Source organism: Sporolactobacillus shoreicorticis (assembly GCF_024125445.1).
GTDB classification, from domain to species: Bacteria; Bacillota; Bacilli; order Bacillales; family Sporolactobacillaceae; genus Sporolactobacillus; species Sporolactobacillus shoreicorticis.
Window position 1 is genome coordinate 220534 of sequence record NZ_JAMXWM010000002.1, and the last position, 12371, is coordinate 232904.

Here is a 12371-nt window from a genome sequence, read left to right on the forward strand (position 1 = left end):
TGCTTTGTATAATTATGAAAAGACAAATTGTGTGGAGGGGGGAAAATATTGATTAGGAAATTTATATTAATTTCTCATAGCGAACTCGCAAATGGGATGCATCGATCCTTGGAGTACATTATGGGTAGGCAACCGAATGTATCCAGTTTTGGGCTTCTTGGGAATGAAACACCGGATAAGATAATAGAAAAAATCAAAAAAAAGATTGAACCTTCTGATTTTGTCGTTGTTTTAGGCGATATTTCCGGTGGAAGCATGTGCAATGCAGCTCGTGTACTGCTTGATCAGCCAAATGTGGTACTGGTCGGCGGTGTTAATCTGCCGCTCCTGATTGAATTAATTATGTCTCCGGCTCAAACCAAAGAGGAGGTCGTCAAAATTGTAGAAGATTTACGATCCTCAATGAAAGTGATTGATACTGATAAACAGGTGGCGGCTCAGAATCTGGAAGATTTTCTAGATAATTAAAGGAATGGTGAGTACAATGACTGTTGTCTCCGGCACTTATTTTTCAAAAATATTAAACAGGAAAAAACACTTCACCGCTGTTCTTCCCAATGAACCCAAAGATACCGATAGGGGCAGTCTTACACTGCTGCATGGTGTTCAAGGTGACGATACAGATTGGATTTGCCACGTGGATCTGGAGAGTTTATCTGATCAGTACGGAATAGCTTTCCTTTGTCCATCCGCCGAAAACAGCTTCTATACCGATCACGCAAACGGTGATCAATTCGGTGAGGCACTTGGTGTCGAATTTTATGACAAAGTACATGATCTCTTCTCACTCACACGAACAAGAGCTGTCAACGGCATTGCGGGTTTATCCATGGGCGGTTATGGAGCATTACGACTTGGTTTTAAATATCACAACCAGTTCTCGTATATTGGTGCTTTTTCACCTGCACTTATCTTCTATAAGCGCCATCGGAATGATCCAGTATTCAAAAAGGTCTTTTCACTTGGCCTTGAAGGAACAGAAAACGATGTGAATATGCTTTTTGACCGACTGACGGATGATGAACGGCCGGAAATTCGTCTTGCATGCGGAGATCGTGATCCGCTCAATCACTATACCCAAGAGCTTTATCATTTCTTAAAAGAGCGCCATGCAGATGTCCAGTACGTTCAGAATGATGGATTCCATGATTTTACACTTTGGAAGCAAGATTTAATCCGTTTCCTAAAGCAGCATTTCGAGAAAGAACAGGAGGAACTGTAATGATTAAAATGGTTCGAATTGATGAACGCTTGATTCACGGTCAGGTTGCCCTGATCTGGACAAAAGCGCTTGGTGTTGATCGAATTATCGTTGTTAATGAGGAAGCAGCAAAAAATCCGATGATGGTTTCAACATTGAAACTGGCTACCCCCGACAACGTCAAGTGTATTGTTCTAGGTCGAGAAGCTGGGGGCGAACTGCTCAACAATCCAAGAGCGGATGCCCTGAAGATTTTGGTTGTTGTCAATAACCCAGAGGATGCAAATTATTTATGCCAGCACGTCAAGACGATTCCATTTATAAATGTTGGAAATTATGGTAAGGCAGATGGAAAAACGTCTGAAAAAGAGAAGTGGACGGACAATCTTTTTGTCTCTGAAAAAGATAAAAATGAGTTCAGATCCATAATTAAAAAGGGAATTGATGTCATTTATCAACTGGTTCCTGATCAGTCGAAGAAAAATCTAAAAGATCTAATCAGCTAATTACAGGAGGGATAGTCATGATCACACAAGCACTTTTGCTCGCAATTGTCATGTTCATCACAAAATTCCTTGATTGGGGATGGGCTAATATCCAAATTCGGCCGATTGTCATTGGACCACTCGTCGGCCTTGTTCTCGGTGATATGACGACAGGCATCATTCTCGGTGCAACGCTTGAAGCAGTCTTTATGGGAACATTTTCGGTTGGCGGATCCGTACCTTCAGATATCGCGGCTGCTTCCGTTTTTGGAACCGGATTCGGTATTATTCTGCATCAAAGTGCGGCACAAGCGGTTGCGCTTGCTGTACCGATCGGTCTGCTGTCTGTATTGCTATTTAATATTGTTTGCTTAATTTTCAACTTTGTCGTTGCTTATGAAGACAAAAAAATCGAAGCGCATAATGACAAAGCATTCACACGGGCACGTTTCTTTGCCATGATTTTCTACCCACTTGTTTATGCGATCATGACTTTTGTCGTCATTCTTGTCGGATCAAATTCAATTTCAGCATTTATGGCAGCGCTTCCAGATTCCGTGAACAGAATGCTGACGGTTATGGCTCAGGTTCTACCGGCACTTGGGTTTGCTATATTGGTTAAATCCATGTGGGATCGAGAAATATTCCCATTTTTCTTTGTCGGTTTTATTTTGGCTGCGTATCTGAAGATGGACACAATGAGTATTGCGGTACTTGGTGGAGCCTTTGCGGTGTTCTACATTATGAATGACTTCAAAAAACGGAAAGAATTTGATGCGTTGAAAGCCGCGGGCTCAGCAAAACCTGTCAACGGAAAAAATGATGAAATGGAGGACTTTTTATCATGAGTGAAACGACAGCTTTGACAAGAGAAGAAAAAAAGGATATCAGCAAAATCTTCTGGCGAGGAATGTTCGTCATGAACGATATGACTTATGTGCGTATGCAAGGTCCCGGCTTTGGTTGGACCTTGATGCCATTATTAAAAAAATTGCATAAAAACGATGAAAATGCTTATTACGAAGCGTTGAAAAGAAATGTGATGTATTTTAATACCAACCCGGCTTTTCTTCCGTTTATTCAAGGAATCGTCTATTCGATGGAGAAGGAAAATGCAAAGAAACCAATCGAAAATATCGGAGAAAGCGTTAACGGTCTGAAGGTAGGTCTGATGGGTCCGCTTGCCGGTCTTGGTGATTCGTTCTTTACCGGAACGCTTCGTGTCATTGCTGCCGGAGTCGGAATGGGCATGGCCATGAAAGGCAACATTTTAGGACCGCTTTTGTTCTTACTGATTTTCCATATTCCATTCTACTTTGTACGTTACTATGGCGGTTATGTCGGATATAAGTTCGGATCAGGCTATATACAAAAAGCAACAGAGAGCGGTTTGCTGAAATCAATTACTAAAGGTTGTTCGATTCTTGGAATGATGATGATTGGTGCGATGACGTTTCTCAATGTGCCGTTTAAGTTGACAATTGGCGGGAAACTGGCGGGAGCAAAATTTGATTTACAGACCGTGATTGATCAAATTCTGAAGGGACTTTTGCCGCTGTCGCTTGTTATGTTACTTCTTTACCTGCTGCACAAAGGGAAATCCGCTAACTGGCTCCTAATTGGCTTGCTAATCTTTGCAGTGATTATTGGCGGAATTGGCTTTGCCGGATGATTCAAAGGATTATGATCTACGTATAAAAGCTGTATTTTTGTTGTTACAGGGAACTTAGTCATTGTCTGAATCTGATCATGACAGAGCTCCCGCTTTTTAAATTGGGTAAAAATAGGAGGGGAGAAAAAAATGAAGAAAAAAAGACACATGGCTCTGCATATCCTAATTATCATTCTATTGATTGCTGGAATGGGCCTACCCGTAAATAGTAAAGTGTCCTATGCCGAGTCATCTACAGCACCGGTCGTGACCCATAATGTCAAACTACTAATTACGAAGGAGAATGGTTTTGTTCATCCAGGTATCAGCATTTATCCGCAGCGCCTTATTGAAACGCGGACTCAACTAATTAAAGGCAGACAACCGTGGACTGCGTACTATCAGGCAATGGCGTCAGCGGATTATGCTTCAAAGGAATTTAAAGCAGCAAATTTGAAAGCGGGTACATTTGATACACCGAAAAATGCGACCTTTAAAAACAACTCTCAGGAAATCACATTAAGTGCCGATGGATTTCGAGCATATACGCAGGCCATCATGTACTATTTAACTGGGGATAAGAAGTATCGTTACAACGCAATCCGTCTTGTAAGAATTTGGGAAAATATGGATCCAAATCAGTATGCATATTATGCAGATTCGCATATTCATGTACCGGTTCCGTTTTATTATATGGTCAGTGCCGCCGAACTTTTGAAATATACTTCGGTGGATGACCCGATCTATAATGATCCAGACTCTTCCGACGGAGATACGCAAAAGGTTGATCTACGCTGGAAAAGTGAAGACAATCAGAAATTGATTAAAAATCTGATTGATCCGACAGTCAATACATTCTTAACTTCAAATAATAAATATCTTGCACAGCATCTGTATTCAATCACCGGGGTTTTCGCCGGTTCAATTTTTAAAAATGACAAAACAGCCTATGACCGGACGGTCGAATGGGCAACGGTAAATGCAACGACTGATAAACCACTCATCAACGGGTCGCTAGCTAATCTTTTTCACAAAATAGACGCGAAAGACCCACGCAATCCGGTCGGACAGTCGTATGTGCAGCATCTGGAAATGGGTCGCGACGAGAACCATGCGAAAGATGATGTTCTTTGTCTGATTGGTATTGCTCGTATACTCAGCCAGCAAGAAACAAAAGTGGATCCGAAAAAAGGAACGGTATCCACCAAAAGTAATGCACAGACACCCTATCGCTTTTTGACTAACCGGTTACTAGCTGGTGCCGAACAGTTCTATCGTTATAATCGCGGCTATACGGTGCCATGGGTTAAGCTTAAGCAGGATGGAGGAAAAACATATCCGGCCTGGGATGCCAACGGTACCGATAAAATTATTGATTTTGGAGATGCCATTTCTGAGGATTCACGCGGCCGGCTAGGCAAGTTGTTCAGTTCTAGTGAGCTGTACGATGCTTACCGATATGGCGAACATTATTCTAAAACGAAGCTGAATAAGATTGCTCCGAATATTGTGAACGCAGCGGAACATTTGAACGCACCGATTTTCTATGATGGGACGACGCTAACAAATTTTTGGGGAAGTTACAGCGATAATAAAATGACAGAGATTGGTGCCGAATATTGGTTGTCGATTCCGAAAGATAAAGGGTATCGTTTATCTGAGGCCGTGCCAACGACGCAGCCGAAAAACGCTAATGTCAGCTTTGCCAAACGTGCTGTCTTGCTGGACACCAAGAGAGCCAAACAGATTCATACGGGCAGTGAGAACTACATTCGCGTTCGGTCGGCTAAAAACCGGTCGGAAATCAAAGAAACCGAATATGATAAACTGTATCGAAAAGATAAGACAACCGCCCGCGGTGCCAATCAACTTGCGTTGTCATCTCTAGTTAAAGATAATGGCACTTCTGGGTATGTTGCGTTACGCATACGTTCTAATGCAGCTGCCAAGCTGTTGATCAGTGGCAGTAATGATGGTGCTGAGCCATACCAAACTGCTGAAATTCCGGACACACATGGCAAATGGATCAATCTAATTTATTCCACACGTACCGATCAGATACAGTCACGATCTGCGAAACAATCCGGCTATATGGATTTCTATGCAGTGATATCCGACAGTGAGGCGAAGGTAGATTTTGACCAACTGGCCTACCTGAATCGAACTGGCGGCATTCAGACGTCTGTCCCGTCTATTGATGAAACCGATGGCAACACTTATTATCTGGTTAAAAATGAATCTTTTAAAAAACAGCTAAAGACGGAAAACACAACCGGTGCAACCTTTTCACTGGATAACGCACCTGCTGGGATGTCCATTGATCAAAGCGGACAGATTGAATGGAAGCCGACGTCAGAAACGAAAAAATCCGTTTTAGTCCGTATAGATAATGGTACGGTTGTTCGCACAGTCCGCCTGACTTTTAATGTCGTCGCGGATAGAGAAGAAGCCTATCATGCGATTATCAAGAATTTTGATTCTGATCAGGAGTATACAACGACTTCATTGAAGAATGTTAATGACGAGCAGCAAAAAGTTCGTAACCTAATCAATAGTGGCGACTCAGATCGCTTTTTAAGTGAATTGCAAAGTTTGTCGGAAGCGATTCAAAACTTGGAATTACTCAATCCGAAGCTGTCCGACGGAACTCTCAACTATAACGCCTATGCTTCAATGACTGAGGGTACCGCCGGATCCGCAACAATTAACTTACAGAATCTCATTGATAATGATCCGGCCACGTACGATGGTAATTTATTAGTCCCTGTGATTATCGATTTTGGAAGTAGTTACCGAATTTCCGCACAATCCTTTGCTTTCGAGGCGAGAACCGGATTTCCGAATCGACTGCAGGGGGCCAATGTCTACGGATCCAATGATAAAACAAGCTGGACACTTCTGACAGAAAAAGAGACTAGCCAGACAAACAAAATGGAAACAGTTGCCGTAAAAGATACGCTGGTTGACTCCACCTTTAGATATTTAAAAATTCAGGTAGATAATCCCGGCCCGGACACCGACCCAATGTATCCTGGCATCTCAACCCGCAGTGAATTCCACATCTTTGGCACTCGGCATCAGGTCGATCTTGACCAATAAATCATTTGGACGGAATCGGATTTGTCGGTTGGTTCAGGCATCCATACAGGTGTTTTTTGATAAAAACGGCATGTTTACCCTTATGAGTGCACGAAGCATTGTCTGCTTTTCATTGAGTCTTTTCAGAAATTGTTAATTTGATTCCAGAGACTATTATCCTTGGGGGAGGGTAAATGATGAAAAAATTCACTAAAATCATTTTGTCCACAATTTTGGGATTCTCGTTGTCTTTCCCGGTGGCTAATGAATTTGCTCAGAATGTTGATGCAAAAGGAATCGATGGGTCCACTCCATTTCAACACGTACAGGGATGGAATCGTACAAATGGACACTATACGAAACGCTATGAAGCAGAGAATTTCGATACGCATACAGGAAATGTCGCCATTCGAAAGAATGGAGAGAAAATACCGGTAACGAGCGGAATCAGTGAAAATAATCGACAAGCCCACGCAGATGAACTGAAAAAAATTGATTTGAAAAATTTTATTGTTTTGCACAATGCGTCAAAAGGTAAATTCGTCGATTTCAGTAAACCGGTCGAAGATGCTGGTTCCTATGAAAATACGATACCCGAAGGGCAGGATACCGTAACTTGGAAAGTCAATGTACCCAAATCGGGCTTTTACCGTGTTCGTTTTAAATATAATAATCCGGCAACGGAAACGGCCATCGCGGTTAATGGAAAACAGTTAAATGCCAATCGGAACGCGCGTGATGAACGGAATTGCCGTGTGACGGTCAATAATTCAAGCGATTCACTGAGCAATAACGGTTGGACGGGGTGGATGATCTTCAACATTTCCGGTTATAACAGCAACGATGCCCAAACAGATTCGCAGAGTAATAATAACTATGCAGAGGTTAGAAACAACACGAAATGGAACAATAATTATATGAACGTCTATTTCAAGGCTGGCAAAAATGATCTGACGCTCGGCATTCAGGCGCCTCCTGGTCAAGGCGTTTACGATGGACCGAATCTCGACTATTTTGATGTCACTTATATTGGCAATGATTACGTGAATGCCAGTCAAGTACCTAATGTCAATCAAAATTTTAAGTTTCAGCATCCGGGGATTTACTATACAATCGACGATTTAAAAAATATGAAAGTGAATAAGGATGATCCGAATTCCATATATGGAAAAGGCTATCAACAATTGAAAGATTCACCATTCTCAAGTGCCGATTATCAGGATAATCCTCAGGCTTTGATCGATGTCGGTCCTTACAACAATCCGAATTTCGGTGGCAGTGAGTTTACCAGAGACGGCATTGCCGCGCACTTTAATGCGCTACGTTGGTATTTGGATGGTGACATTGCCAATGCAAAAAAAGCCATTGAAATAGTAAACGATTGGTCCTATACGCTGAAAGATGTCGGACATGGAAACGATGCAAAACTGCGATTTGCACTAATTGGTCCGGATTATCTTAGCGCGGCAGAAATCCTCAGGTATAGTTACAATGAGGATCCGACGATCGCACAGAAAGATAAGTGGCAAGAGAAGGATATCCAAGCTTTTGATCATTTTATAAAAGATATGCTGATTGCCAGAGGCGGTGCGTACACTTCTTCGGCTGATTTTTATCCGCAGGCGAATGGAGCGTGGGACGCACTGATCGGCGGTTTTAATATGGCGGCTGGTGTTTATCTGAACGATACGGATTTGTTTAACACAGCGCTTCGTCAATTCTACCGGGGCGATGCAGTTGATGAAACCTATCCATCAATGGGATCATTGCCGAATTATATCTATGCCTCCGGTGAATCTCAGGAAAGTAGTCGTGATGAAGCTCATGCGCAATTGGGATTGAATGGTCTGGCTTTTCAGAGTGATATTGCATGGAATCAGGGAATCAATATTTACGATGCTTATGACAGTCGTCTATTGAAAGGGGTACTCTATAACGCAACGTACAATTTAGGTGAACGTGTCCCTTCGGAAACATTTATTTCCGATCTCTCACGAGGAGTCTCCAATGACGGTTCACCTTTCTTGGAAATCGTTTATAATCACTATGTCAATCAGACTGCGACACACAAAGATATTTCCGCCATTCTACAAGCAACGGAAACAATAGCCAGACAACCGACGAGTAAGAATGAGGCGGGTGTGCCGGTCGGATATTTCGATGCCATGCTTCTCAGCGAAAGCAAAGCAACGGTCTCATTGAAGCTTCAAGCTTCTGCTCGGGCTTTCTCGAGGATCGGCGATAAAATTACAATTAATGCGAAGGTGAATACAAATTCGGAGATTAAAGGGGTACGGTGGCAGCTTCCAAGTCATTTCAGATCGTCCGTTGCTGTCGTTAAAGAAAGTGATCGTCAATTGGTCCTTCAATTGATCCGAAAACCGAAAGTTCCCCTAAAAATTGAAGTTTCAGCAAGTACAATCAAAAACGCATCAGTAAAGGATAAAATTTACTTGTCCTATTCATCAAGTAGGCACTAACACGACAGATGAAATAACATTATTGCCTATATGCGTATTTATTATGGAGGGTCCTCATTGTCAAAATGAGGGACCCTCTTCTTACTGTTAGTTAAGCCTTCTTGGATATTGAGCATATAAAGTTGTTAAGTATGAAACTGCCGATGATTTTGTCGTCTACAGATGAAGACATGGAGCGGACCAATGAAATGTGAACGTGAAGACAAGAGATAATCAGATCACGATAATGGTTGAGTTTGGCTCATCATTTCGTATATGATTAATGTAAGCGGATACTTACTACGGATATCAATATGGGAGCGATCATCAAGAATGAGTGTAAAAGATAAAATTTTCCAGTATATCGTTCATCATTATGAAAAAAAAGAAATTACCGCATACGATGTGGCTGCACATTTTTCTATGAGCAGAAATACGGCAAGCAGTCATTTAAATCAACTGGTTAAAGAGGGAAAAATTAATAAAGACAACACACGTCCGACACATTTTTTTCTCAGAACAGTGAATGAGAATGATGATCAGAAAGCAGATACGTTCTCATCGTTTATCGGTTATCAATTGAGTATACGAAATGAGATTAAAAAATGCAAAGCAGCAGTAAATTATCCGAATGGGCTTCCTGTTTTGATTAAGGGAAATAGCGGTGTCGGGAAAAGCTATCTTGCGTCTCTTATTTATCGTTATGCGGTCGATCACAGCGTTATTGACGATCATGCCCCCTTTATTGTTTTGAATTGTGCCGATTATGCAAATAACGTTGAGTTATTGTCGTCCGTATTGTTCGGTTATCAGAAGGGCGCATTTACCGGAGCACAGGAAACAACATTGGGCCTGATTGATGAAGCGGATGGGGGTTATTTATTTCTTGATGAAGTGCATAATCTATCGGCTGAAAATCAGGAGAAATTGTTCATACTCATTGATCAGCATAAGTTCAGAAGATTAGGTGATAAAAAGAATTGGCAGCATGTTAATGTTCGTCTTATCATGGCAACGACTGAAGATATAGAATCGACACTTCTTTCAACCTTTCGGAGACGCATCCCCTTGGAAATTAATTTACCGGATTATGATAAACGTTCGTATATGGAACGGTTTAATATTGCTGCTTTTTTTTATAATGAACAGGCAAAAATTGTGCAGCATGATATCTATGTCGATAAAAAATATTTTGCAACCGTAATGAGTACACGTTATGACGGGAATATTGGTGAATTAAAGAATCGAATTAAAGTTCAAATCGCTGAAAATTTAAGTACGGCTTCTGACAATAAAATTGTATTAACCAAAACTGGCGCTTATAATCGATTGGCGTCGTTTGAAGTGGCATCCATGTATCGATTTATCTGGAATAATGAAAGTAAGCGGCAAAACTTTATTGGCTATCCTGATAAGCATGCAACCGCTGCAATGCAAATCGACCAGATTTTTGATTTTAAATCATTGATAAATCGGCTGCCTCGACTTATAGAAGATATAGAAAATGAATTAAGTTCTGCTCTTGCCAGCCATCATGGATTAAATATTGCGGATTTGATTCCGGAATTAACTGATATGCTGAGAAAAATGAGCAAAGTTGGCAAGCATTATGGACTTACATTTAACGATAAAGAAATCAATGAAATCGGTTTACTCATTTATATCTACGGCATCAATCCGTTGTTTATGTCGAGGACGTTTACTGTTCTTGAGAAAGATCTAATGATCTATTTTCGGAGCTTTACTATTTCAACGACGATGCTAAAAGCATGTTCAGGCCAGAATTGCCCATCAATGAGGAGTTGTCTGGCCGCAACGCTAACGGCATATGTACAGTTGCACAGTCACTTTAGTTCGAATGTTTTAGCGATTATTGTCATGCATGGGGAAAATAATGCAACAAGTCTGGCTTATACGGCGAATGAAATGATTGGCGACTATATTTATCAAGGCTTTGACATGCCAATTAATGTCGGAGTCAAAGAGATTATTCAGAGGGTCAATGAATACGTCCGGTCGATTGATACAAGTCATGGATTATTATTATTGGTAGACATGGGGTCCCTTGAGGAAATGTACGAAAAAATTATTCAAAACGTTAACGGCGATCTTTTGATCGTAAATAATGTCTCTACGGCGATGGTGCTGAATTATGGCTTGAAACTACATCAAGGCGTTCCGTTAATGGAATTAATTGAGTCTGAGATGGCTGATTTTGTTCCCCATAAACAATATTATGCTGGTTTATCGCAAAAAAAGAATGTTCTTATCTCTTGCATTTCAGGAGAGGGGATCGCCGTCAAGATGAAAGATATCGTATCAAAATATATAAATGCGCATGATGTAGAAATCATTACAATGGACTACCGCCATCTTATTGAGCTCATTAACAGGAACAAACCCCTGATCTTCAAAAATACAATTGCAATATTAACAACATCGAATTTGGATAATCGAATATTACCGATAATTAATATTGAAGAAATTGTTAACGGAATGTCCAGCCTGAATTCGCTCAGTCCCTTTCTGGTTAAAAATGTGAAAGATTGTACAAATGAAATTATCAAGCTTTTTACTTTGGAAGGAGCAAGTGAACGTTTGAATTTCTTGAACCCCGTAAAAGTAATTAATGAAGTCGATCGAGTTATTAAAGGATATGAGAAGTTCTATAATATTGAATTTAAGAATTTTCTGCGCATTAATTTATTTCTTCATCTTTCAGCAATGATTGAACGATTACTTAAGGGTGAAGGCATTGACGAGCCGCTTACTCCTTTCATTCGTAATCATAAAGAAGTATTTCAGGATTTTGTTGATTTTTCTAATCTTAATTTTAAAGAAATTCTTTCGACTTATAACCTTGTTATCCCCAAAGCGGAATATGCGACAATTTATCAAATTATTGCTCAGGTGGTAGCCAACAAAAGTTAGTGTCTGATAAATCATTTAGTGTCTGGTCATTGATCAGACACTATTTTTTGATTTTCTTTATTTTGAGGCACTTTTGATAGCTACTATGTTGGCACAATAATTGCTGGTAAATATATTGAAGGGAGGTGAGTGAATGTATCATATCATTCTTACTTCGCACGGAAAATTAGCAGACGGCATTTTGGACACACTGCACTATTTTACCGGCGATTTGTCACATGTTTCTTCCGTCTGTCTAGCAGATAAAAGTATTTATGATTTTGAAAAGGAAGCAAAGGATCTGGTTAATCACCTTCAGGGAGATATTCTGGTACTTACGGATATATTTAATGGGACGCCGTTTAAGACCTTTTTTACCCTGTTAAATGATCACGAATCGTCTGCTATCATTTCCAATATCACTTTCCCGACGGCGCTAGCTGCTGTGGTGTCAGACACTGGATCGTTGGACGATGTGCTGCCTCAAATCATGGCGTCGGCCGCACCCAAGTTGATGCTTCTGGGCGATCATGCATCATATATGTCGGAAGGAGATGAATAAGGAGCAACGAGCAATACACATGTAT

Annotated in this window: 9 protein-coding genes; all 9 read left to right on the top strand. The window is 40.8% G+C overall.

All coding sequences use genetic code 11. From position 1 onward, the window contains the following. Positions 1–48: 48 nt before the first annotated feature. On the top strand, positions 49–468 hold the full coding sequence (locus tag NIE88_RS02645; protein WP_253058417.1) for a PTS sugar transporter subunit IIA: 420 nt from the start codon (positions 49–51) through the stop codon (positions 466–468). A gap of 16 nt (positions 469–484) precedes the next feature. Further along, positions 485–1222 carry an alpha/beta hydrolase gene (locus NIE88_RS02650; RefSeq protein WP_253058420.1) on the top strand — a complete coding sequence of 246 codons (738 nt, stop codon included), beginning with the start codon at positions 485–487 and terminating at the stop codon, positions 1220–1222. Then, entirely contained in the window at positions 1222–1707 is a 486-nt protein-coding gene (locus tag NIE88_RS02655; protein ID WP_253058422.1) for a PTS sugar transporter subunit IIB, read from the top strand. Before NIE88_RS02650 ends, NIE88_RS02655 begins: the two co-directional genes overlap by 1 nt. Positions 1708–1724: 17 nt before the next feature. Next, positions 1725–2534 carry a PTS mannose/fructose/sorbose/N-acetylgalactosamine transporter subunit IIC gene (locus NIE88_RS02660; protein WP_253058424.1) on the top strand — a complete coding sequence of 270 codons (810 nt, stop codon included), beginning with the start codon at positions 1725–1727 and terminating at the stop codon, positions 2532–2534. Then, complete coding sequence (locus tag NIE88_RS02665; RefSeq protein ID WP_253058426.1) at positions 2531–3358, top strand: PTS system mannose/fructose/sorbose family transporter subunit IID; 828 nt, start codon at positions 2531–2533, stop codon at positions 3356–3358. The genes NIE88_RS02660 and NIE88_RS02665 overlap by 4 nt, the downstream gene beginning before the upstream one ends. A gap of 129 nt (positions 3359–3487) precedes the next feature. Beyond that, positions 3488–6436, top strand: coding sequence for a discoidin domain-containing protein (locus NIE88_RS02670; RefSeq protein WP_253058428.1), 2949 nt, complete (start codon positions 3488–3490; stop codon positions 6434–6436). A 176-nt stretch (positions 6437–6612) separates the two neighbouring features. Then, entirely contained in the window at positions 6613–8895 is a 2283-nt protein-coding gene (locus tag NIE88_RS02675) for an alginate lyase family protein (protein ID WP_253058430.1), read from the top strand. 312 nt (positions 8896–9207) lie between these two features. Continuing rightward, positions 9208–11805 carry a sigma 54-interacting transcriptional regulator gene (locus NIE88_RS02680; protein ID WP_253058432.1) on the top strand — a complete coding sequence of 866 codons (2598 nt, stop codon included), beginning with the start codon at positions 9208–9210 and terminating at the stop codon, positions 11803–11805. A gap of 133 nt (positions 11806–11938) precedes the next feature. Then, the gene (locus NIE88_RS02685) at positions 11939–12346 is read left to right on the top strand and encodes a PTS sugar transporter subunit IIA (protein ID WP_253058434.1); all 408 of its coding nucleotides are present in this window, start codon (positions 11939–11941) and stop codon (positions 12344–12346) included. Positions 12347–12371 lie beyond the last annotated feature (25 nt).

Excerpts from the sequence above, each read along its gene's own strand:
- NIE88_RS02650 (WP_253058420.1), top strand. The coding sequence starts at position 485 with ATGACTGTTGTCTCCGGCACTTATTTTTCAAAAATATTAAACAGGAAA.
- NIE88_RS02655 (WP_253058422.1), top strand. The coding sequence starts at position 1,222 with ATGATTAAAATGGTTCGAATTGATGAACGCTTGATTCACGGTCAGGTT.
- NIE88_RS02660 (WP_253058424.1), top strand. The coding sequence starts at position 1,725 with ATGATCACACAAGCACTTTTGCTCGCAATTGTCATGTTCATCACAAAA.
- NIE88_RS02665 (WP_253058426.1), top strand. The coding sequence starts at position 2,531 with ATGAGTGAAACGACAGCTTTGACAAGAGAAGAAAAAAAGGATATCAGC.
- NIE88_RS02670 (WP_253058428.1), top strand. The coding sequence starts at position 3,488 with ATGAAGAAAAAAAGACACATGGCTCTGCATATCCTAATTATCATTCTA.
- NIE88_RS02675 (WP_253058430.1), top strand. The coding sequence starts at position 6,613 with ATGAAAAAATTCACTAAAATCATTTTGTCCACAATTTTGGGATTCTCG.
- NIE88_RS02680 (WP_253058432.1), top strand. The coding sequence starts at position 9,208 with ATGAGTGTAAAAGATAAAATTTTCCAGTATATCGTTCATCATTATGAA.
- NIE88_RS02685 (WP_253058434.1), top strand. The coding sequence starts at position 11,939 with ATGTATCATATCATTCTTACTTCGCACGGAAAATTAGCAGACGGCATT.